This window comes from Paraburkholderia sp. Clong3 (assembly GCF_050436485.1).
Taxonomy (GTDB): domain Bacteria; phylum Pseudomonadota; class Gammaproteobacteria; order Burkholderiales; family Burkholderiaceae; genus Paraburkholderia; species Paraburkholderia tuberum.
This window is the reverse complement of the sequence record NZ_JBNDMH010000003.1, coordinates 738,002-761,517: the sequence shown is the minus strand read 5'-3', so window position 1 is coordinate 761,517 and position 23,516 is coordinate 738,002. Positions and strand designations below refer to the sequence as shown.

The 23,516-nt window shown below is 60.3% G+C and carries 14 protein-coding genes and 3 pseudogenes; 4 read left to right on the top strand and 13 right to left on the bottom strand.

Features of this window, described 5'->3' with window-relative positions; all coding sequences use genetic code 11:
* Positions 1–27: 27 nt before the first annotated feature.
* On the bottom strand, positions 28–1,368 hold the full coding sequence (locus tag OKW30_RS26900) for an MFS transporter (RefSeq protein WP_429348095.1): 1,341 nt from the start codon (positions 1,366–1,368) through the stop codon (positions 28–30).
* A 136-nt stretch (positions 1,369–1,504) separates the two neighbouring features.
* Between OKW30_RS26900 and OKW30_RS26895 the strand changes: the two genes are divergently transcribed.
* Entirely contained in the window at positions 1,505–2,440 is a 936-nt protein-coding gene (locus OKW30_RS26895; RefSeq protein WP_429348094.1) for a LysR family transcriptional regulator, read from the top strand.
* Here the strand turns inward: OKW30_RS26895 and OKW30_RS26890 are convergent.
* Positions 2,415–3,752 (bottom strand): MFS transporter, encoded by a 1,338-nt coding sequence (locus tag OKW30_RS26890; protein WP_429348093.1) that lies wholly within the window; start codon positions 3,750–3,752, stop codon positions 2,415–2,417. The genes OKW30_RS26895 and OKW30_RS26890 overlap by 26 nt on opposite strands.
* 308 nt (positions 3,753–4,060) lie before the next feature.
* On the opposite strand from OKW30_RS26890, the gene OKW30_RS26885 reads away from it, so the two are divergent.
* Together OKW30_RS26885 and OKW30_RS26880 are read left to right on the top strand one after the other, a co-directional pair.
* Positions 4,061–4,387: a hypothetical protein gene (locus OKW30_RS26885; RefSeq protein ID WP_429348092.1), complete on the top strand. Its 327-nt coding sequence runs from the start codon at positions 4,061–4,063 to the stop codon at positions 4,385–4,387.
* A gap of 94 nt (positions 4,388–4,481) precedes the next feature.
* Positions 4,482–4,646: pseudogene (locus OKW30_RS26880) on the top strand (LysR family transcriptional regulator); the annotation flags it as partial.
* Positions 4,647–5,045: 399 nt separating this feature from the next.
* Here OKW30_RS26880 and OKW30_RS26875 read toward each other — a convergent pair.
* The 9 genes and pseudogenes from OKW30_RS26875 to OKW30_RS26835 form a co-directional block, all read right to left on the bottom strand.
* The gene (locus OKW30_RS26875) at positions 5,046–5,267 is read right to left on the bottom strand and encodes a hypothetical protein (protein ID WP_187631200.1); all 222 of its coding nucleotides are present in this window, start codon (positions 5,265–5,267) and stop codon (positions 5,046–5,048) included.
* A gap of 97 nt (positions 5,268–5,364) precedes the next feature.
* Positions 5,365–5,724 (bottom strand): annotated as a pseudogene (locus OKW30_RS26870) (transposase); the annotation flags it as partial.
* 26 nt (positions 5,725–5,750) lie between these two features.
* Positions 5,751–7,253, bottom strand: coding sequence for a YaaC family protein (locus tag OKW30_RS26865; protein ID WP_429348091.1), 1,503 nt, complete (start codon positions 7,251–7,253; stop codon positions 5,751–5,753).
* Between the two features lie 49 nt (positions 7,254–7,302).
* On the bottom strand, positions 7,303–7,986 hold the full coding sequence (locus OKW30_RS26860; RefSeq protein ID WP_187619791.1) for a hypothetical protein: 684 nt from the start codon (positions 7,984–7,986) through the stop codon (positions 7,303–7,305).
* A 497-nt stretch (positions 7,987–8,483) separates the two neighbouring features.
* A pseudogene (locus OKW30_RS26855) lies at positions 8,484–9,540 on the bottom strand (DUF746 domain-containing protein).
* Between the two features lie 353 nt (positions 9,541–9,893).
* A complete protein-coding gene (locus tag OKW30_RS26850) occupies positions 9,894–10,559 on the bottom strand; it encodes a DUF799 domain-containing protein (RefSeq protein WP_429348090.1) in 666 nt (221 codons plus the stop codon).
* A gap of 10 nt (positions 10,560–10,569) precedes the next feature.
* Positions 10,570–10,941 carry a DUF4810 domain-containing protein gene (locus OKW30_RS26845; RefSeq protein ID WP_429348089.1) on the bottom strand — a complete coding sequence of 124 codons (372 nt, stop codon included), beginning with the start codon at positions 10,939–10,941 and terminating at the stop codon, positions 10,570–10,572.
* Between the two features lie 69 nt (positions 10,942–11,010).
* Entirely contained in the window at positions 11,011–11,691 is a 681-nt protein-coding gene (locus OKW30_RS26840; RefSeq protein WP_429348088.1) for a CsgG/HfaB family protein, read from the bottom strand.
* Between the two features lie 57 nt (positions 11,692–11,748).
* Positions 11,749–13,500 (bottom strand): ShlB/FhaC/HecB family hemolysin secretion/activation protein, encoded by a 1,752-nt coding sequence (locus OKW30_RS26835; protein ID WP_429348087.1) that lies wholly within the window; start codon positions 13,498–13,500, stop codon positions 11,749–11,751.
* A 34-nt stretch (positions 13,501–13,534) separates the two neighbouring features.
* On the opposite strand from OKW30_RS26835, the gene OKW30_RS26830 reads away from it, so the two are divergent.
* The gene (locus OKW30_RS26830; RefSeq protein ID WP_429348086.1) at positions 13,535–13,939 is read left to right on the top strand and encodes a hypothetical protein; all 405 of its coding nucleotides are present in this window, start codon (positions 13,535–13,537) and stop codon (positions 13,937–13,939) included.
* Positions 13,940–14,187: 248 nt separating this feature from the next.
* Here OKW30_RS26830 and OKW30_RS26825 read toward each other — a convergent pair whose 3' ends face one another.
* Both OKW30_RS26825 and OKW30_RS26820 read right to left on the bottom strand, forming a co-directional pair.
* The gene (locus OKW30_RS26825) at positions 14,188–14,481 is read right to left on the bottom strand and encodes a hypothetical protein (protein WP_429334355.1); all 294 of its coding nucleotides are present in this window, start codon (positions 14,479–14,481) and stop codon (positions 14,188–14,190) included.
* A gap of 13 nt (positions 14,482–14,494) precedes the next feature.
* Positions 14,495–23,356, bottom strand: a complete 8,862-nt coding sequence (locus tag OKW30_RS26820) for a hemagglutinin repeat-containing protein (RefSeq protein WP_429348085.1) — start codon at positions 23,354–23,356, stop codon at positions 14,495–14,497.
* Positions 23,357–23,516 lie beyond the last annotated feature (160 nt).

Below are 23,516 nucleotides of genomic sequence, written 5' to 3'. Positions count from 1 at the left end.
GACGATTTCCTTCAGAGAATCAGAGAGTCAGTGGCCCGGGCGTTCGCCGAGCGGGCCGCTGCGATGAGAGACGGAATGGGAGGCGGCAGGGGCGAAGCGGAACGTCAGCAGCAGCAATGCGCCGATCAGTCCGACCACCGCGAGCGAGAACATACCCGCCTGCGAAGAGCCGATCGCGTGCTCGGCCAGCCCCTTCAGATTCGGCGCGACGAAGCCGCCCAGATTGCCGATCGAATTGATCAACGCGATGCCGCCCGCGGCCGCGGCGCCGCCCAGGTAACCGGTGGGCAGCGTCCAGAACAATGGCTGCACGCAGACGAAACCGATGGCGGCGAAACAGAAGGCGGCAATCGCAAGCGTGACCGACGACGTCATCGCCGACGCGGCAATGCCGAACGCCGCGAGCGCGAGCATCGCCGCGGCCCAGGTACGGTGATGACCGTGGCGGTCGGCGTAGCGCGTCACCCAGAACGTGCCGATGATCGCGGCGATCCACGGAATCGCTGTCAGCATTCCGACCTCGACGCCGACATGGCCGCCGCTTGCGAGCCCGGCGATGCGGGTTGGCAGATAGAACACGACGCCATACACGCTCATCTGCACCGCGAAGTAGATCAGGCCGCAGAACAGTACGCGCAAATCGCGCAGCGCCGCGAGCACCGAAGCCGGACCATGCGCGAGCTTCTGGCGGTCTTCCTGGCGCAACGCGTGATCGAGCGCGTCACGCTCTTCGGCATCGAGCCAGTGCGCCTGCACGGGCCGGTCGGTCAGATAGAAGTAAGCGACGACGCCCACCACCGACGCCGCCAGCCCCTCGACGACGAACAGCCATTGCCACGGATGCATGCCGAACGGATTGCCCGCATCGAGCAGCAGACCCGAGATCGGGCTGCCGAGCAGGAGCGCGAGCGGGAAGCCGAAATAGAACATGCCCATCGTCTGCGAGCGCGTTTTCGCGGGAAACCAGTTCGACAGGAACAGGATGATGCCGGGAAAGAAACCGGCTTCGGCGATGCCGAGCAGCGTGCGCAGCACATAGAAGCTCGTGGCGCTGTCGACGAAGGCGGTGCACGCGGACACGATGCCCCACGTGACCATGATGCGGCTCATCCAGATGCGCGCGCCGAAGCGGTACATCAGCAGGTTGCTCGGTACTTCGAACACCGCATAGCCGACGAAGAAAATGCCGGCGCCGAACGCGAACGCCGCGTCGCTCAAGCCCGTGTCGGCCTGCAGCACGTTCTTCGCGAAGCCGACGTTCGCTCGGTCGATGAACGCCAGTACGTACATCAGGATCAGAAAAGGCAGCAGCCTCGTGCGCGCTTTGGTAATCGCGCTGTCGAGCGCGGGGCTCGCGGTCATCGTCATGCGTCGTCTCCGGTTTTGTCCTGTCAACGCGAACGGCGTCGCGATTGCCGTCCTGCGATAACCGCCAGTGTGCGAAACTATCCGATAACTGACCACTGAATAATTCGAATCGGCCGATTCGCTAAAGTTATCGCTCATGATCCCGCCCGCCTCCACCATTCGCAAACGCTTGCGCCTGCGTCATCTGCAACTGATGGTCGCGCTGTCGGAAACGGAATCGCTGCGGCGTGCCGCCGACGATCTCGCGATGACCCAGCCCGCCGCGACCAAAGCCTTGCAGGAACTCGAAGACACGCTCGGCGTATCGCTGTTCGTACGCCATGCGCGCGGCATGGAGCCGACGATCTTCGGCGAGGCCGTGATGCGCTATGCGCGCGTCGTGTTCCAGGATCTCGACGAGCTGCGCGAGGAGTTGGCCGGCATCGAGGCCGGCGACATCGGCAAGGTGCGCATCGGCGCGGTGATGGCGCCGTCGCCCGAATTGCTGACGCACACGATCGTCAAGCTGAAGGCAGCGCACCCGCGCCTGCAGATGGCGGTCACGATCGACACCAGCGACGTGCTCGTGCAGTCGCTGCAACAGGATCAGCTCGATATCGTGATTGGCCGGATTCCCGATGGTTTTCCGGCGCTCGATCTGAGCTTCGAGACGTTGGCGGAAGAGGCGCTGTCGATCGTCGTGCGGCCCGATCATCCGGCCGTGAAAACAGGCAAACAAACGGGCATGCGGCCGAAGCTCACGGACCTCGCGCGCTATCCGTGGATCATCCAGCCGCATCCGAGCCCGATGCGCCAGGTCATCGATCAAACGTTTCGCGAGTCGCGCGTTGCGCCGCCGGTGAGCACGGTCGAGACCTCGTCGATTCTGACCACGCTGTCGTTGCTGCACGACTCGGACATGCTCGCCGTGCTGCCGAGTTCGGTCGCGCAGTACTACGTCGCGCTCGATGCGATCGCCGCGATCGCGACGCCGCTGCGCGGCCGGCTCGCACCGTATGGGCTGATTCTGCGCAGAAACCGGCGCGTCACGCCGGCGATGCAACTGGTCATCGATTCGATTCGCGCGGCGTGAGGTTTTCTGCGAAGCGCAATTCGCCGCCCGCATTGATGTCCGCGAGATCCGGGTGAGCGCGAGCCGCGTCGAGCGGAATATCCGGCCGCATGAAGAAGGTCGCGACGATGCCGAGCGCGAGCAGTCCGAGCGAGCCCGCGAACGGCAGCGTCCAGCTACCCGTGCGGTCCACGATCAGGCCGAACACGATCGGCGTGAAAATCCCCGCAACCGCCGAGCCCGCATTCACGAGCCCGCTCGCGACACCGACGTGCCGCGGGCTGATGTCCATCGGCACGGCCCAGATCGGCCCGATCGTCATTTCGAGGAAGAAGAACGACAGGCTCATGCACGCTGCCATGACCGGCAGCGACTTCACGACCATCACCGGCGCGAGGAATACCAATGCGCCGAGAAACGCGCAGATGATCACGTTGCGGCGCGCCGCGACGACGTTGCGCGTACGCTTCAACACGCGGTCGCTGAGCACGCCGCCCGCGGTATTGCCGACCACGCCGGACAGAAACACGCCCGCGGAGAACATCGCCGAGCTTTTCAGATCGAGGCCGCGACCGTGCATGAAGAACGTGGGCAGCCAGGTGAAGAACAGCCAGCCGGTCCAGCCGTAGCAGAAGTAGACGAGCATTGTTGGTGCGATGCGTTTGAGCAGACGCCGCCACGGCGTGGGCTCGCGCGTCGCTTCGACCGCGGATTGACGGACCGGCGGCAATTGCGTTTCCTGCTCCGCGGTCATATGGCGATGCTTGCGCGGGTCGTCGGTGAAATACCATGCGTAGACCACGACCCACACCAACGTCAGCGCGGCGACCGCGAGAAACGACACCCGCCACGACGAATACGCGACCAGCAGCGCGATCAGCGGCGGCGTAATCGCATTGCCGAGCCGCGAGAACGAATGCGTGAGGCCTTGCACGAAGCCGCGCCGGTTCGACGGGAACCAGTTGGTCAGCGCCCGCGCCTGCGCGGGCAGCGCCGCGCCTTCGCCGATGCCGAGCAAAAGCCGCGCGCCGAACAGCGACGCGAGCCCGCCCGCGAGACCGGTCGCGACCGTCGCGACGATCCAGATGCTTGCGCAGGTCACGAGCGTGAGCTTCGCGCCGAAGCGGTCGCTGACCCAGCCGCCGATCACCTGGCACAGCGCGTACGTGTATGCGAACGCGGCGAACACGAGGCCGACGTTGGTATTGCTCAGATGCAGATCGTCGCGGATCAGCCCCGCCGCCGCCGACAGGTTGACGCGATCGAGATACAAGATGAACGACATCGCGCACATGAGTGCGAGAACCGCCCGGCTGACCTTGGGTCGCAGCATCGTCTCCTCCGGATTGTCGCGTGAGCCCGCGCCGATGCTCCGACGGTGGCGTCCGCTATGGCTTGTTTTGTGCGCACATTATCAGAAGCCGGGTGATAGTTGACTAATGAATTGTTTGGATACAGCGATCACTGGGGGTTATCGCTTTCATCCTTCGCCCATAGCCGAGCGTTGACTGTCAGGTATAGATTTGGGGCTCCATGCGACCGACCCGCAGTACGGCGCAAAACTGATCAGCATCATTCGCTCACGCCATGTCGATCAATATGACGTCCGGTAGAACAGACAAAACCTTGAGGACACGATTGGTGACCTTCGCTCTGCTTCCCGCCAGCGTGCACGCAATGGCATCGGGGCAGACGATCGCCACAGCGGATCAGGCAGCGGACCGGGCAGCGAAAGTTACCCAGAGCCACCATCTATCCTCTAACCGCACCCAATGCCTGATGTTCGACGTATCCGATGAGAAGCGCTTTTTCGTGGTCGGGGTTCACGAGAAACATACGCCCGAATGCGGTGGCGATCCGGCTACCGCCCCGATACTCTTCTTCCTGAAGATACGCGAGCGAGATGGCTACGTCGTCACCAATCAACGTGACGGGGAACATTTCGCGCCGCTCGCACCGAAACCATGATCTCCGCACCCGCCACTACCACGGCGGGTTCGTCCTGTGTTGCCGCCCTCCCCGCACAAGTTATGCTCGATCTTCCCCAGCCAGGACCACCGACATAAACCTCAGGGCTCCACAGTGCTTCGTCGTTCTCGCGGAGGAACTGAACTTCTGCCGCGCCGCGGAGCGCCTGCATATCGCGCAACCCGCGCTGAGCCAGCAAATCTGCTCGCTGGAAGAACGACGCGGCACGCGACTGGTCGATCGTGCGCGGCGTTCGATGGCGTCATTGAATTCATCTTCGTGAAGGCGCAGCGGACAGGTGGAGGCGGTCACGGCGGCGCACAGCCAGTCGGAGCCGTACGGACGAGTGACGAAGATTACGGCTTTTCACCAGTCGGGTGCGACGGGCATGCCACCACTGCCCCCGCTGCACGATGTTGAAACTAGCTGGACAGGGCCAAATGGCTTTTTGCTCACGGCATCGCGTTAATCGGCGATGTCGCCTATGCTCAGTCGGGGTGGTGCCGGTTTGCGTGCCCTGGTCTTGCGGAGCCCAGCCGAACTGGGTCGTTCAACCCGTTTTAGATCGCGCAGGAATTCGTTTTGCTGTTTTCGGATCGAATAATGACAGCGCGCCTCCATGACGTCGCACATATCCACATGTGTTTTCGGCGGCTCTTCAATATTCCATATCATAGGCTAGTTTAGGGGCTAGACCGCGAGCCTTTGCCGATTCATCTTGTGCGCGCATGCACCGGTCAAGTTCAGCCTTGCTCGCCCTTTTGATGCCGCGTGCCGATTTAATTGAATTTGCCAGTTTCTTATTGTCAATTTCAAGGAATTTTGCATGATGTTCATAGCAATCAAAATCTCCAAATCCGCCACCGCCCAGGTACCGCATGCAATTTGAATCGTTGATCACCTCATCGGCAAATCGACCATTTGACCTCTGCTGGTTTTCCAGAACACACCCGACGAATTAGTCGGACCTGCAAAATTCATTTAGCGAGTTGAAGGAAGCCGCGTGCGGAGCGTGAAAGCAACGTTATCGACGTGAAGTCAACGAACAGGCGCAGAACCATGAGAACAAAAAAGGCAGGCTTGATGCCGAGCCGGGCGATGGCGCGCAGCAGCCAGCGCAGGTTATAGCCGACGGCGCACAGCACCGCATGCAGGGCGTCGCCAGTTTGCCCCTTCAGCCAGCAGCGTCGCATGCCGTGATCCTGCTTGACATGGCCGATGATCGGCTCGATGGCCTGTCGCCGTTTGAGCCAGCGGCGCTGGGGTGCCGACAACGTCCTGCTCTTGCCGCGATGCACGACCTGTACCGGCGCCACGTCTCTAGGCTGATTTGAAAGTAAATGAGTTACCATGCTAGCCAACTTCATGGCTGCGCTGTTACGATTGTTTCGCCCGCGATACATTCCAGAAATTCTTCAGGAAGGACGCGTTCCCAAACACCCAATGACGCGGTCACTAAAGCTAGGTACTGGTCCTCATCGCCTCCTTCGATTCGTCGCCACGCGCTTGGCATATATCGAACTAAAATCGAAAGGGCATACAGCGTTGTCGCCGCGATGGTCCGATATTCCCTCATACCACCGATGGTCGGAAAAAGGAGCGTCGTCCTATTGCGAAAGGGAGACGAGTGCGTCGGCAGCACGCTCCACAATGAGTCATGTCCAGAATGATCGACGCGCCCGCGGAACGCATTTCCATCTATGTTGGGACGCTCGACCTGCTGCACCTCGGTAATCGGCCACCCTGAATTTTCTAGTCGACCAACAGGAACCAAACCGGAGCGATCAACAAACAACGCGTACGTGCTGTCTACTTTCTTACCTGTCCCGTTTATGGCTGGCAAGCGGTTCTCGATCATGTCATAGACAGGAACAATCCACCCCGGAGTACCTCCAAAAACCTGCGCAAAGAGGTCGTCAATCTCGGGCATTGAAGCAAATAGACTCTGCAAGGTACAACTCATCCCTTTGGGAACAGCATCGAGGTCGCTTGCACTCCTAGGCTTTCGCTTGGGGAACGTCGAAGTGTCTAGACCCAGGAAGGCAAGCCACTGAGGTAGAAAACCCGTGGCCAGGACTCCTACGTGCACGTCCGCGAAACCGCCGTGCACCCCGGGCACTGCATACAACCCGTGCCCTTGTTTTGTCATTTCTTCCACACCATCTAGATCGGACGGTCCGCTCGGAGAGGCCAGCATTTCCGCAAAAGCGAATGCAATTGTTCCGTAATAGAGGCCGAGGATTCGTTTGTTCAACTTGTCAGTTGGTGAGAAACTGATGTAGTCCAAAGCGTTTCTCATGGCATACGCGATACCCGCAGCCTTCGTGGCTACTTGCTCTTGCGTCAGAATGACAGCCTCATGGTTGGCTCGCCGCTCCACTAGTCTGGCGGCTAGGTTCACGCTGGTGAATTGTTGCAAGCGGGCCAGGATTCCATTCAGAGGGTTCTCGTCCGTAATTCGCCGAACAGCTATTTTTGGCTTGGAAATTACCGCTGGAGTGCGGTCGGGCTCCAGTTGCTTGTTCAACGCGACAAGGAGAGGGAAAAAATCCCCCAACGGCTCCACAGGTACACTTATACCGTGGGCAAAACTGTCCAGCATGTAAGGCTGACCATTAAAAAAAATATGCCGGACTCGCTGCTCCAACCTTTTGTAAAACGCATTGTCCGTGGCGGTACTATAGAGAACCCCAAGGCGAACGGTTTTTCCCCCTTTCGTGACGACAACTTCAAGACTCGACTGATAGTCGTGCTCTTGATCGATCTCAGCAACCCAGCCATGTGAGCGAAAAGGTTGAAGAATTCCTCGCTCCACATCTGTTCGGAGGATAGCGATACGGGGATTAGTTTGATTGGTTCGCGACAATTGTGCCGTCTCCACTAGTGCGAGGCTTTTCGGAGCAATCCTAGAGGGCTCAATTGTCAAAAGCCGATGGATGTAACTGAATTTTGGCCGAAGCAATCTGCTTGGCTGAAAGACGCAGCTTCGCGCGTAGCCACGAACGAATGCCTTCCAGATAGGTTTTATCTTTCGGAGTCGTGCTTTGCTTGATGCGTCTGGTCAGCTTGGTTTCCGCCGTGTAGACATCAAGGAGATTAATTGTCCTCAGATTTGTAGGCGTTGTGGCTTTTCTTTCGATTGCCAGGATGTGGGTCACGTCAGCCGGATCAAGAATCCCGGTCTTTCGAAACTCCTGATAAATGGTTTGAAGAGGTTGATATCTAACCATTGGATTGATACCAGGGATGTTCGCAACTTTCTCCATTCTGAGCAGCAGATAGCGTTTTGCAATCGCAGCATCGCGCAGCGCAGCGTCCTGCGGGTCTGGGCCATCACTACCGCCCGTCCCTCCACCCGATTCACCACCTCCCAGCTGGTCAGATTCCCGAGCCGTAAAATCGGGAATGCCCTTCAGAGCCTCCCTGCCACCCAACGTCTCTGCAGCGCAATGCGGTCCATATGGATGTTCGGTTCCATCGTCATGTTTCAGGAAGAATGCAACGCCGGAACTCAGCGCCCTGTTATTTCCATTCATAACGCATCGATGACAACAGGTGTCTGGGTCAACAAAGTCCTTGCGGTCAGCAGTCAATGTCATTCGGGTACCTCTCGAACAGTTGAATTCACTTCTTTATGCCAAATCCCACAGGAGTATCCGACGAAGTTTGGCTACGATGTCATCAGCCGTCTGCTCCAGTCAAATCGGCAGTGTTGGTCGCAATGTAAGTCTCACGCGCGATTTCGGTACCGGCTACTTTCACCGAGAAATCGAGCGCCAGCCTCCCTGAGGGCAAGCGCCAAGGGTGGGACTGACATACCTAACAATCCAGCACGATATGGCTCTTCGCGACGCGAGGGCGCGCACGCTGCGAAAACGGACAAGCTCTCAAGTCTGCCCGCTCGGGGTAATCGACGATCTACTCTGCGCTGTCGAATGTACCAAACTAGCCGTACTGAGACCAACGACCTCACATCGTCTGACCAACCAGGTCCTACCTTCTACAGCTTCAACTGCCTACCCGGCAACGGCGATGTTGCGGCCGAACGGACAATCCGGCTAAGCCGCTCCCGCGATTCGAGCGCCCGAAGGCAGTTTCATGTCGCATTGCCGACGATACGCAGTTGGCCGTCACTGTCGACCAGCTCGCGTCGCATCGAGAACAGCCGGCCACACCCAACACACGACCAGCCGCGGTCATCAGTGCGTTGCGCGCTTCCCGAGCGACCGCAAAACGGACATGGTGTCGTCGCACCCGGTGCGACGCCCAGACTAATGCGCGACGAGAGGCCGCCGCTGGGTTCCAGCTGATCCGCGAATTCAGCGAACATGTTGCGCCATTTCCGGATCATTCCGGGACTGGTACCGACGATTTCCGACACCTGCATGACCGACAGCGGTAGCGACAGATACCGGATGCACTCCCGCATGCGCTCGAGTGTACCCATTTTCGTGTTCACGAACGGTGTACCGCGGCGCCGGGTGAATTTCAGTTTGCAGGCAGGGCATGAGAAGCGTGGAAAGCCGCCGTTCGGACGTTCGGAGAAGCGGGTTTTTCGGCTGCCGCAATCCGGGCACGGAGGTGGCCGGTGACTGATCAAATTCAGCTCGTCGAATTCGCGCATCAGGGCAGCGGGTCAGTTTCAGGTCTTCGCATACGCCGATCTCGTCGAATACGAGCGGCGCGGGATCGACCTCGGTCGGTCGCCCGCCAAGCCGGACACGGCGTTCCCACTCACCGCCCGGATCGAGTTCCCGCAGCCAGAGACGAAAGGCCGTGACGCGCTCCTTGATGTCATCCGGCAGACTGCCCATCCGGTGTCCGGCTTCGACGCACGAAACCGGTTGCGACAGCAGGGACACGAATACATCGAGCTTTTTGAGGTGTTTTTCGCACAGCGGTGTGCCGACGGTGCGGCTGAACTGACGTCCGCACGTCTGACAATCGAATACTGGCATCCGGCGGGTCTGCCGTGTCCTGAATCCCGCGCTGTTGATGTGGTCGCCTCCACAGCGCGGACAATCCGGTCGCGGGTCGTGCCGTGGGGACAGCAACGCGTTGATCCGCGCGCTCAGGAATGCCGTCAGTTCCTTGTCCTCCCCCGCGTTGTCTGCGGCGGCAGGCGCCCGTGTGCTGATAGATCTTGCTTTCATCGTTCAGAATTGTGCTGTCGCATGAAACCACGACCGTCGTCCGCGTCGTCGCGAAGCCGGGTGCTTATAGACAGACGACGCGGCAAACAGGTCAAGCAGGAGCGAGCCGGTCTTCGCCGATGCGAGGGCCATGATGCCGAGGACCGCGTTCACCAGCTGGTCACAGTCGAGATGGACGGCGTTTCGGTGATATCCAGCCCCTAGTGGAGGCCCGCATGGAGCTACTGACCCGGCGAGCCAGTTGGCCACTGAAGCTCGTCGCACCAGAAGAAGCCCATTTCGGCGGCGAGCATCGTCTCACTGTCGAAAGCGCGCGTGCCCCGTCCAGCGGGGCAAGATGGCAACCGGCGTGATCAGTCCGTGCCAGATTTCGGTGATCTCGGACCGTATAGCAGACCATTCGGCGGCCCCGCGTGCAGCAACCGGTAACTCGTCACGGCAGCAATGTCGTGACTTTTGTCCGTCAGGGAGTTTGAAATCTGCTTGACCGCCGCTGTCACGAGCATGCCGATCAGGCCGCCTCCGCTGTAGTTGTTCCCCTCGTTGCTGTTGGCACTTGCGCTGCCCTGCCACAGCACATCACCAGTCTTCAGGTCAACCAGCCTTGCCGACGCCGTGACGACAGTCGCGCTATCAACCACGTGGTACACGGTGCCGAATTGCGTGATCTTTGAATACAGCGCGGCGTCAGCACCGAAGATTTCGCGCAGCTTCGCCGGGGAGGTTGCCTGAATATTGGCCGGGACGGTCAGGCCGTTCTGACGGAATGTCTCATCCATCACCGCCACCGGCACCACGTAGTAACCCGATTCGGCGAGTGGCATCGTCATCTGCGAAAGCATGCTGTTCGTCGCCTGCACGTCGGTCGTCTCGTTTTCGGGCGGTAGAACGAGGATTGAGTGCGGCCGGCTGTTCCTGAAAGCGGTGTAATCGGCATGCTTGACGGGTTGCGCACACGCAGCTAACAACGCGAACGTCGAGAGGGCAAACCAAAGTCTGAAAGAAAGGAATCTGGACATGACGGCTCGCTTAAGGCTGTTTCGTTTTATGTTTCATCAGGAAATCCATGTAGGTCGAGGACTCCGGAAACAGGTCCTTCTCGGCCCCGAACTGTTCCATGGCCGGCCCGTCCTTGCCAACGCTCGCGTACAGCATCCCGAGTTGCGCATGAAAACCTGGCGGGGGCGTGGCGCCCTTTGCGCGGATTTCCTGCAGCGCTTTTTCCAGCGCATCGATCTGCTCCTGCGGAGCCTTTTCCGCCTTGAGATAGTCGTACACGGCCGGCTGGTAGCCGGTCCACTGGTAAAGAGGCTGGGGGCGGTTCGCCGCGCATCCCGTGAGGAGTATGGCTGTCGCCATTACTGGCAGACAGATTCCCCGCATCATGCGGCTATGTTTCATCGTGAATCGCATCATCACATTTATGGCAGGTGCGGTTGAAAGTGGATGGAACGCAATGGCCCGGCGTACTTACTGTGCGGCCTTCAGCGTGCCTGCATCGACCTGCTCGACCAGGTGATTGACGGCCTCCTGAATCGCCAGATCGAGCACCTTGCCGTTCAGTGTCGAGTCGTAGCCGGCGGTGCCGCCAAAGCCGATGACTTCACGGTTCGAAAGGCTGAACTCGCCCGCTCCCTGGCTCGAAGCCACGACTTCCGATGTCGTCGTGTCGACGACGTTCAGGCTGACCTTTGCGTAGGCCACCTGACTCTTGCCACGACCGAGGATGCCAAATAGCTGCCGGTCGCCAACCTCCTTGCGACCGAACTCCGTTACGTCCCCGGTGATGACGAAGCGCGCCCCCTTGATCGATTGTGCTTTTTTGAGGAAGCCTGCTTCCTGGCGGATTTCGTCGAGGTTGTCGCGATCGAGCACATTGAAGCGCCCAGTCTGCTGGAGCGCCGTGATCAGGATGGTTTTGGACTGACCACCGAGACGGTCAACGCCATCCGAGAAGATGCCGCGCATATAGCTCGACCGGTTGTCGAACTTGCCGACTGAAATGCCGATGGGTTGGCCCACTGCTGGCTTCTGCGCACTGGCGACGGGGGGCACCGGCAGCGAGCGCGACGATTCGGTTGCACATCCGCCCAGAACCACGACAACGGCAACAGCAACGGCTCCAAGCCCATTCGTTTTCGATGACTTCATTTTGTTTTCCTCTTTGTTGAAACGCCGAAAACCCGGATAGCGTCGGCAGGGTGATTATCAGAATTGAGCGGTCAACTGGAAACCGAGCGTCACGCGCGCAGTGGGAAAATCTGACGGCTTGTAGATCGGCGTCCCGGCGAACAGGTCATAGGCGAGCGCGCCAGCCTTTGCTGATGCACTACCGCGCACACCGAGCACCGCACCTGCCAGCTGTGTACCGGCGAGATATGCGGCGTTCGGTCCGAACACGTGCCCGTAGTCGATGCCTGCGTAAAGTGACTGTCCGGTCGATCCAACCGGTAGCTGAAACTCGTTGCGCCAGAAGAAACCGCGTTCGGCCGCGAGCATCGTTTCGCCGTCGAAGCCGCGCACCGTGTAACGGCTGCCGATGGTCAGGTCATCGATATAGTTCAGCGTGTTGTTAGTGAACTGCCCATGAACGCTCGTCACGTAACGCAATGGCTGGCTTGCTATCCTGAACGGCATTGACAGGTTCGCGTCGAGGATGGCCATGCGGAAGCGGTAAGTCGGGCCATTCTCGTAGAAGTCTGGTGTCGCCCCGAGTCCGTCCACACCCTGACGGTACGCGAGACTACCGTCGAACTGCGAACTGCCGAAGTAGTGGCGATCGGTAAGCCCCGCCTCGATGAACGTGTTGTTGCGCCGCTGCTGCGGGATAGCGGTGTCTTCAATGAAGCTTTCACCGAAGCGCTTCGTCAGCCGGAACTGCGCACCAAGTACGTTGTTCTGGCTGCGCATCAATACCCGCTGAAGTTTGAAATCGACAGTCTGCGCGTTGCCGCTCGACACGAACGTCTGGTTGACGCCCGCAATCTGCTGGTAGTAAGTGTTCGTGTAGGCCGATAGCGTGCCGGTCCAGTAGCCCCACGGAACCGAATAGAAGCCGTTCCAGCCGTGCGAACCGAGGCCTTTGTCGCCGAATTCGAGGTCCTGACTCACGCCGACGTTGAAAATGTCGTTCAGCCCGAGCGGATTGTCGATGCCAAGGCTCAGGTTGCCTTGCAGCTTGCCGGTGGCCCGCGTGCCCGAGTTGTCCACCGACGCAACCACCGTCCACGGCTTCGCGCGCTTTACCGTGACGATCACATCGCTTTCGCCCGGTACGTCGGTGGGTTCGATTTTCATGTCCACGTCCTGACTGCTAACGCGCTTCATCTGTTCGAGTCCCTGTTCGAGGTCGCGTAGATTCAGCACGTTGCCGTTTTGCGTCGGGAATGCCGACTTCCATGTGCCGCGCGTGGCAGGATCCGCAAAGCGAACCTTGCCGATGACACCCGGCACCAGTGCAAACTTCAGCGTGCCGGTTGACAGGTCCTGCGCGGGCAGCAATACGCGCGTCGTGATGTAGCCGCGACCGAGAATTGTCTGCTGCAATCCCTTGGTAAGCGTGTCGAGTCCTGCCTTGCCGACGCATTGCCCCCGGTAATGGTCGAGCCATTCGCGGGCGAACGCGAAGCGGTCGAGCGGCAACGCGGATGCGCCCTGTTTGCGTATGGCATCCGGCAGCGTCGCGGGCACATCAAGCACGAATGAGTTGATGCGGAAGCACGGCGTTTCGACCGGCAATTCGGGCCAGCCTGAAACGCGTGCAATGGTCGAAAGTACCGACGGCGCATTGACCGTCGCGTCACGTTCCTGCGCATTGCGTTGCTGCTCGACCTGCTGATTCTGTTCGGCGCTGGCGCGGGCTGCTGCTGCGGTATCCGCAGGCGTCGGAGTCTGCTGCGCATGGGCGAGCGTTATCAGGGCTGTGAGCGGCAATGCCTTCAGCCTCTTGCGGATTTTCATTCGAATTGCTTTTAGTTGATGACTGAACTGCTGCTTGATCGATACGCCATTTTTTCAAAAAGAACCTGCGATTCTCGACTCTTCTTCGCCCTTCGAAAAATTATCAGATAGATCACCTGACTCTCGGGGCTATTCCTTTTTCTTCGCTGACGCCGCACCGAGGAACGCGCAGAATGCCAGCGCCGCTGCGATTCCAACTGGCGCAAGTATTCCCGGCAATGTAGAAATCATTGCAACGATTCTTTTTGCCGAATCAGCAAGGCCAACTTTAGCTATTCCAATGAAAAACAATGAAGCATATATCCCTATCAGAAGAGCAATAAAAACCTTCCAGAATCTATACCGCCCAAGCCAACGCGAAATGGCTGGTCCAAGCAGGCCGCCAAAAACGCCGCTCCAGAAACCGTCGATCATTGTTAGCTCCTCATCACTTGCTTGATGATCCTTGAGGCGATTGAACAGCGGCTTGGGCAGCTTTACCCGCTGCCTGTCCCAAGACCAATTTGTTGACCTGAAGCACAAAGCCGGGGATTGTGGCAACATTCTTTATCGAATTCTCGACACCTGCCCAGCTAAACATCGACGTCGCGAACATGCCGTTTACCGCTCCCACACTCGCTGCTGCGCCCAGACCGACCGCAGAGAATTGCTGGTTGAGATAGAAACCCGACTGCAGTACATGGAATGCTAAGACTTATCTTCGCCCGCTTTTCGAATGGCATCTCGGCCCAAGAAAGCCACGAAGGTTGCGCAGGCGGATAGAGAAAGAAAAATCAGCATTGGGAGCGGTAAAAAAAGCTGTCCGAATCTCGCTATCGTGGTCTTAAATCCAACGACGACCAAGCCCAACACAAAGGCCGCCCCATACAAAAGGATGATCGAGACGACGAAAACTTTCCATAGTCGAAATTTACCAAGAAATTTTCCGATTAACGGCCCAAAAAGGCCACCGATAATGCCACTTACGATCTCATCTGACATAACCGCCCCTGTGCTAGTTTTTAGCGTCACCCGAGTTTGCAATCGCCTGTGCGGCCCTGCCCGCCGTCTGTCCGATTGCGAGCGCGTTCCCGCGGATCACCGCACCCGGAATCGTCCCCCAGTTCTTGATCGAATTGGGAATACCCGCCCACCCAAACATCGACACCGCAGCCATGTTGCTGTATGCGCCAAATACAGCAGCAGTGGCAAGCCCGGCGGAAGAGAAATTCTGATTGAACGTGTCATAAAAGCTGCCGCCTTTAAACACCGACACCAATGCACCTGCTCCGACTCCGGCAGTGTAGGTACCGCCGGAAACCGCTGCACCACTCAACGCGGCCGTCGCAAGAGAATACCCCGCCTGAGCAGCCTTATATGCGGCATAGGCTTCTGGAGCCAGAACACCGGCAGCAACGCTGCCGACAACGACACCCGCAGCGACGCCCGTGTCCCGCACGTTATTCTGGGCAGCATTGTAAAGATCGCCCTGCGCCTGGATCACAGCATTCAGCGTCTCATCACTGCACTGCGCACCCGCACCGCACACCTGTGATACCAGGTCCTTCTTTTTCTGGTGAAGCATCTGGTTGTACAACTCGACGTTCGACGCCGTGGCCGCGCCCGCCGTGCCGCCCACAAGCGCGCCACCTACGCCCGCCGCCACATTCGCAGCGAGGTTGCCGAGCAGTTCGGAGCCCGTATCTGATGCGACACCCTTGGACAGGCTCTCAAGCTGCCCCGCCAGCTTCGAAGACAGGCCCGCACCAGCCGCACCACCGATCGCCCCGAATGCGCTGCCCCCACCGAGGCCGCCGATCAGCGCACCACCCGCCAGATGCAGCAGTGCACGGTTGTCACCGCCTTCGGCCCACGCTGCGGCCGTGGCCGTGTCACCAGCCTTTTCGGCTGCCTCCTGTTTCGCCTCAGCATACGCACCAATCCCCTGCGCGACCACCTGGCCCGCCGCCTGCGCGGCCGCCATCGTGTCCGCCTGCTGCGAGAGCAGGGCGTTCACGTCAGGCGTGTTCGACACCGTACCGTTGGTATCCGTGGTATCGCGGCTCAGGCTCGCCACGTCCTGCGCCTGAGCTGGCTGATTCGTGATGTTGATCGCACCGGCGCCGACCGCACTACGTGTGGTGGCGCTGTCGTCACCGTTCTCGTTCTGCGAGATCATCGGCACAACGCCAGGTGCGCCACTCACCGATCCCGGCCCTGTCGCCTTGCCGGTATTGCCAACACCCACACCCGCGCTGATCCCGTTGCTCGACGCGCTGTAGTGCGACTGGTTCTGGATATCGCTGAACGTCAGCGTGCCCGTCGTCAGGCTGTTCTTCGACGCGTCTGCCGTGCTCGATATCACGCCGCCCGTCAGATCCGTGTTGCCGTTGACGTTGACGTTGAACCCGCCGTCGCCGGCATTGATCCCGGCCTGTTCGTTGACGCCTGCGTAGTTCGAATCGGCATGGCCGTTCTGCGCGCTGAAACTCGCGCTGCCGCCGCCCTGGCTGATCGTGAATCCGCCGCCTGTGCTGCTCTGGTGCGCGGCGCTGTTCGTCACGTCCTGCACACTGACAATGTTGAGGTTGCCGCCCACGTCGGCCGCGATCTGCTTGCCGTTGATCTGCGAGCCGATGATGTTCGTGTCGCCGCCCGATATCACCGTGACGCTGTTCGCGCCGTTCACATGCGAAGCATTCTGGATTGACGCGTCGCTGTTCGCGTCGCCATGCGCGTTCGACATCGCCGCCGAGACGCCAAAGCCGCCGCCCAGCGTGTACTGAACGCCAACACTTGCGCTGCTAGAACTGTTCGAGCTACGGGTCGAATCGGTGTCCGTCGTGTTAATAACGTTCACCTGATTCTTGGCCGCCAGAACGACATCATTGGCGTTCACGTTTGAGCCGGCGATCGTCAGATCGCCATTCGTCGCGACGAACGCTGCCGTGCCTCCTGCCTGCACGCCGGAGCCGCGTTGCATCGTTTGATCTTCCGACGACTGGCTTTCGCTCTTGCTTGACCCGATGCTGACCTTGATGCCGATGTCGGGCTTGCCACCATCGGCCAGGGTTTTCGCCCCCATCCCCGCTATCGCTGCATCGCCCGCCGCCGCAATGCTATGCAGCGCAGCCGCACGTTCGTTGCCCGTGCTGGTCGAATTCTTCGCTGCCTGACTTTCCGAATACGCGTTGTTGATCGCATCGCCGACCGAACCCGCCAGACCAATCGTGAGGCCGCTGCTGCTCGTCTTCTGCGTCTGCGCCTGGTGCGAGGCATCGGTGGCCGCGTCGATGATGACGTTGGCCGCCGTTCCAGCGAGGTTCCCACCTGCGACAAGATCGCTGCCCGTGACGTGCAGGGTGTTGCCCGCCTTGATCGACAGGTCGCCGTTCAGCGAGCCGATTGTGCTCGCGTTGTTCGTGACACTCGATGCCTCGTCGGTCATCGCGAGTTTGTTGGTGCCGACCGTGACGCTCAACCCGCTTGTTCCCAGACCCGTTCGCGTCTCCTCATAGGTGCTGGACGACTGCATGGTGTCCTGTGACGTGGTGATATTCACGTCATGCGCGGCACTGAGCGCGACATCGTTCGTCCCGACAATCGTGCTGCCCTTGACGTTGATGTCGTTGCCACTGGCGATAGTCACGGCGTCTGCGGAAACCATGCTGCCCTGCGAGAGCGTGGCGGTGGTGTTGCTCGAACTCGCCACTTCCTTGCCGCTTACGATATTGCTGTGGCTGTGCTGCTCCTGTTCGTTGTCGACGTGCGTTTCCGTTGCCGCACCGATGTTGACGTTACCGGCTGCGGCGAGCGTCGCGGTTCCCTGGTCGAGACTGATCGCGCTGCCCCTGACATTGATATCCTTGCCTGATACAACGGTCAGCGAATTGCCCGCATTGAGCGTCGTAGCCGTGAGCGTATCGTCCGAGCGGTGCGACGACTCCGAGTAACTACCGTGGCTATCGCTACCGGAACCGTTGCTGTCAACTGTTGAAGTTGATTTTGCCGCCTGCAAGTTCACATTGCCATTCGCAGCAAGCGTGCCGCCGCCCGCGAGATTGATGTTCGCGCCCGTCGCCGTCAGATCGCCGCCGACGCCAATCTGCGAAACGCCGCCAACGTTAATCGAACTACCCGTCGTCTGGTTGATGTTGGTATTCGACACCCCGTTCGCGCGCTCGACGATCTTGTGTTCGCCGGTCTGTACCGAGCCAATATCGTAGTTCCCGCCCACGGCCATACCGAGGTTGCCGCCCACGTTCAGGTTGCCCGCGTTCTGCTCGACGTTGCCGCCCGTGACGATCACAGCATCGCCCGCCACGTTCAGGTTCGCAACAGGGCCGAGCGTCGTCGTGGTGCGCGTCGCACCCGTCGCGCTAACCTGATCAACGGTCTTGATCGCCGTGTTCAGCAACAGGTCGCCGCCCGTGTTCAGCGCGAGGCTGCCCGCGTTCACGGTGACCGAGGTCAGGTCAACATTGCCGGTGGTCGCGAGCGACATCAGGCCGCCGCTTTGCAGCTTGCCGAACGCATTGTCGATCTGCTGGCCCTGGATCGAAAGCGTATTGCCTGCCTGCATCGTGCCGCTATTCGTGAACGTCTGCGTGTTCTGAAGATCGATGTCGGTCGCCGCGATTAGCGGTCCGTTCATGTCCTGCTGGCTGGCCTTCGCGAGATAGACGACGGGCACGAGTACCTGTTGGCCGTTGACGGTCTCGGTCTGCATGATGATGACGTTGCTCGTGAGCGCTGCCACCTGTTCAGCCGACAGGCTCATGCCGAGCGGCAGATCGAGCGACTTCGACAACGACGCGCCCGCGTCGAGCATCGCCTGATACATCGACTGAAGGTCGGTGTACGGACCGAGTACCGCCTTGCCGGTGAGCGACGTAATCTGGTTCCGAACCAGTTGCTGTTCGTAGAATCCATCGCCCAGGCGCTTCTCCGTCGTCTGCGGATTCAGGCCAAGCTGTTGCAGGTAGTAGTCGCTCGATATGAACGTCTTCTGGTTCGTGAACGCCGGGTTGGTCTCGATCAGGTAGGTTGCGCCCGGTGCGGTCGCGGGGCTGAACAGTCCGCCCTGGGGAATCGAGAGGTTTTGCAGCACGTTCTGCGCAGTCGCATTGGCAATGACCGGATTGACCATACTGCCGCCGCCATTGACCGAAGCAGCCCCGGCCTTCGTGCCATTCGCGTTGCCGCTCACGCCGCCGACAGTGACGCCGCCCAGCGACTGACCGGGGGCAAGACCGAGCGACGGAATGCCCGCGTTGCCCACCGTGTTATCGATGTTCACGCCCGTGCCGGAAAGCGTTCCGCCCGCGACGAAGCTCGACTCGTAGCTCGGGAGCGCGTAAGAGCGGATATCAGCCGGTGCCGCCTGGGTATAGCCGCCCGGCCGTGAGCCAACAAACGGCGCATCGCCAAACGGTAGCGTCCAGTTGTGTTCGGTGTTGTCGTAGTTGTTGTAGTGGTAGTAGCCTGAGTACGTGACCTGCACTTCGGGCGCGCTCTGCCCCTGCCAGCTATTCTGGTCGAGCGTGGTAGGCGCGGCGATATTGCCCACTGCCGCGACCGCGCTCCAGTAGTTCTGGAACAGGCCGACCTTCGACGCGTCCAGATTGCCGCCCGCCATGATTTGCGCCTGCGGACTGATGCCCGCAATCAGGTTCGCGAGTGCTTCGCCCGTATAGGTCGTGTACTGGTAGCCGCTATTCCACTGACCGCCGTGCGGCGGGATCGTGTACACACCGCCAATCATGGTCAGGAATGCCGGGTTATCCGGCTGGGAGATGCCCCAGCCTATGTCCTGACCGGAGCAGGCGGCCATGTCGACCGCCGTGCAGCCCGACAGGCTGATGCCGAGCTGCGCGAGCAGGGCCGGATCGACCGGTTGATTCAGGCCCGTCGTGGTCATCGTCGTGCGCGTGTTCGTCACCTGAGCGGCGTGCAGTTCCATGTCGCCGGCCGACTCGATCAGCGCCGACTGGTTGCGGATCAGGCTAGCGTTCGTGTAACTGCCGTCCGCATTCTTTCCGCCCGCCAGTACCACCTTGCCAAGACCGTAAATCGCCGTCGTCGCCTGGGTGTCGGTCGTCGTCGTGTCGTCGCGGTTCTCGATGTCGTTCGACAGCAGTTCGAGCGTTCCGTTACTGTCCGTCGCGCCGATCAGCGCGGTTGGCCCGACGTTCGTAATCGATTGCGTTGCGTTGAGCGAGACGCTGCCGCCGACCATCGTCCCTGTGTTCTCCAGCGTGTTCGAATGCGTCGCGAGAGTGCCGCCTGCCATCATGACGCCGCTATTCTGGACGTCGGCGGCATTGATGTTCAGGTTGTTCGCCGCCTCAACCAGCGCGCCATTGCTGAACGTGCCCGGCAGGGTAAAGGACAGGTCATGACCGGCGTTGAACTGCACATCTGGCGTGGGCGCAAAATCGCCCTGAACGCTCACTGCAACGTCATTGGCCGCGCTGTAGGCACCGCCGCCCGTCAGCGTCGCGGCATTCACGGCAAGGTCATGCGTCGCGCCAATCTGGCCGTTCGCATTCGTCAGCGCGCCGGTCGTCGTGATTGCGACATCGCCATTCGAACCGGCAAGGTTGCCGATCTGGCCGCCGCTGTTGTCCACGATGTCCGCCTGAACCGCGAGGCTCGCGCCGCTCAGTTGACCGCCCTGCATATTGGAGAGCGATGACGTGTCGACGGCCACGTTACCGTTGCCCGTCATCACGCCGCCACTGTTGACGGTCTGACTGCCGCCTTGCACGGTCATGTCGCCCGTGCCGAGATTGCTGACGAGACCGTTCGCGTTATTGACCGACGCCGCCTGAATGGCGAGCGTGCTCGCGTCACCCGTCGCGCCCGTGCCGGACTGGATCTGTCCGTTCGTGTTCATCAGCGTGCCGCCGCTGGCGAGAGACAGCGACGAGAGAGAACGAACCGAGCCTTGCGTGTTGTTCAGGTCGCCCGCGATGTTCGCAGCGATATTGCCTTGTGCCGCGAGCACGCCATACAGATTGTTCAGGCTTGCCGCCTGCACTGCGATCTGCCCCGCCGCAATGATCTGGCCGCCGATGTTCGAAAAAACGCCTGCGCCATAACCGGGTGCGATTGTCAGCGTGCCCGTACCGGCATTGAGAATAGTGCCGTAGTCGTTGACGAGCGCACCGGGCGCGAGCGTGAAGTCTACGCTGTTCGTTTGCAGCGTGCCGCCGTTTGAATTGTCGAACGTGCCGCTGATGCTGAAGCCCATCGACGACGGGCCATACTGCGTGATCGTGCCGCCGTGGTTCAGCAGGTCCGTCGCTTTCAGTGCGAGCTGGTTTCCCTCAATATCGCCGCCGCCATTGTCGAGCGTCGTGCCCGTCGTCAGCGTGAGGTCGGGCGCGACAATCGAGCCTCCGTCATTGGTCAGCGAGCCCGTGCTGATGGTTTCCTTCGTACCCGCACCGATCTGGCCGCCGTTATTGTTGAGCGTGCCGCTCGTGATGTTCGTATCCGTGTTCGACAGCAGCTTGCCGTTCGTGTTGTCCAGTTCCCCGCCGACTGTTGCCGTCAGGCCGTTCTGTGCGATCACCGAACCCGATGCGTTATCGAGCGCGCCGCCCTGAATCGAGCCCTCGCCGTTCGTGGCAATCCTGCCGCCGACGTTGGATACTTCGCCAGCACCATTACCCGAATTGATCGACAGCTTGCCGGTCCCGGCATGCGTAATCGTGCCGCCATCGTTGTCGAGCGCGGCTGGTGCAAGAGTCAGGTCCGTGCTGTTGGTCTGGAGTGTGCCGCCTGCCGAGTTGTCAAGCGTGCCGGTCACGTCGAGCGTCGTCGCGCCAGTTCCGGTCTGCGTGACCGTGCCGCCGTGGTTCACAAGGTTAGCGGCGTGCAGCGTGAACTGGTCGGCGCTGGTCGTCCCGCCGCTGTTGTCGAACGTCGCGGCGAGAAGTGTGAGCGCGCGGGCCGCGCCAAACTGCCCGGTGTTCGTCAGCGTCGTGCCGGCCGAAAGCGTCATGTTCGCATTGGTCGCGAACGTGCCGCTGTTGAACAGAGCCTGCACGGCCGACGCAATCAGGCTCTGGACCGCAGTGATAGACCCTGCATTGGCGATCTGTCCTGACTGGATGCTGACGTTCCCGTTGCCGCCGATAGCGCCGCCCGCGCCGTTGTTGAGCAGGCCGGTCGTCGTGATGGAAACGCCGTCTGCGTTTAGCGACGCGACGGTTCCGCCCGAGTTATCGAGCGAACCACTCGACGAAGAAAGCGCGCCTGCGGCCTGCATCGCGCCGCCCTGGTTATTGATTGCGCCCGTAACGGACTCGGTCAGCGTGCCACCCGAAACGATCTGGCCATTGTGGTTCGAGAGTGCGCCCGCAGTGATGGTTTGCGCACCACCCGACGACATTGCGCCGTTGTCGTTCGTGAGCGTACCGGCCGCACGCGCGTCAAGCGCTCCGCCCGCCGTCGCGGTTGCGCCCGACAGGTTCAGGTCACCGCTGTTCGCAGCGAGTGAAAGCGCGCCGTTCGCCGACGTGCGACTGCCAGCGAGATTCACGCCGCTGCCTGAGAGCGACGCACTACCACCTGCGACATTCTGGCCATTGGCGTTCAACTGGCCGGATGCCGTTACGTCCAGGTCGCCGGTCTGCGCGAGCGAGCCGTCGCCGTTCACGCCCGCCGCGAGCGTGCCAGTCGAAGTCACCGAGCCAGCGCTCAGGGAAGTATTCTGCTGCGCGGCAACCATGCCGCTGTTCGTGACCGTACCGCTGGCCGAGAGCGTCGCGCTTTGCTGCGCGTAAGTCGTGCCACTGTTCTGGATATCGCCGCCGGTTGCGGCAAGATTGCCGCTTGCGCTCGTCTTGCCGGTGAGAGCTAACAGACCGTTCGATTGCAGCGTCAGGTCGCCCGCCTGCGCGGCGATCACGCCCTGGTTCGAAACACCTACGCCATACTCGTTGCTCGCCAGAAAAATCCGCCCGCTGTACATCCCTCCCAGCTGGCTCACATCAATCGAGACGGCTGGTGCGGGTCCGTCGCCTGCGATCGGCGTGAACGCAAGTGAGTCGTGACCGATCTGGTTTGCGCCCGTGATAACATTCAGGCTCTTTCCGGCGTACACCTCCGCATTGACCTGCACCGCGCGGGCCAGGAGGTCAACCTGGTCCACAGTCGAACCGTCGAGTCCCGCGCCTTGCACGGTGATGTTGCCGCCCCTTACACTAAAACCGGTGAGCGAACCATCGGGTGCGAAGTTCGGCGTACCGGTCGTCAGAATGGCACGCGAGGTATTCAGAAAGCCGCCGCCATTCACCGAAATGCCGGAGCCGTTAGCGATCACCACCTCTGCGCGTTGCCCTGCAACTTCGAGATGGCCGTTGATCTGACTCGCCGCGCTGCTGTTGACCTGATTCAGGATGATGCGCGCGGCCTGGTTCGCCCCGAAGTTCGGGTTGCCATTGATCTGCCCGGCCTGCTGCGTGCCGGTGATAACGGGCGAATTATTGAGAATTGCGCCGTTTTTCTGTACGTCGAACTGTCCGTATGTATTTACGGATACACCAGCCGAAGACGGACGGTTAATGTCAACCTGTGGCAGACCATTCTGTGTCTGGATCACGGACGGCGCATGGGTACCACCCGGCACAATCTGCGCATGGGCGAGCATCGGGGCAAACAACGCGCCGCCCAGCCCCACCAGCACGGCAAATGCCACAGGGTGCAGCGCGAACCGGAAAACAAGCCGCCCGCTCGATTGAGCGATATGTGCCGCGCCTGCTACTTCTTCCTGATCGGTCTTGCGTGCGCCGCTCGCCGTTTCCTCAACCGCGACCAGCATACCTCTACATTGGCTGAAAACCAGCCTGAACATGTTCTTATTCATTCTGTGTAGCGTATTTTTATTAACTCCCCGAAAATATCTCAAGGCGCCGTTCTGGTGAGTTAAAAATTGTCAACTCGGTGCGAAGCAACAACGGAAATTGAAAACAGGACGCATCTGATAGACACGCAACGCCAATACAGGCGAATGAATTATGTAGAAC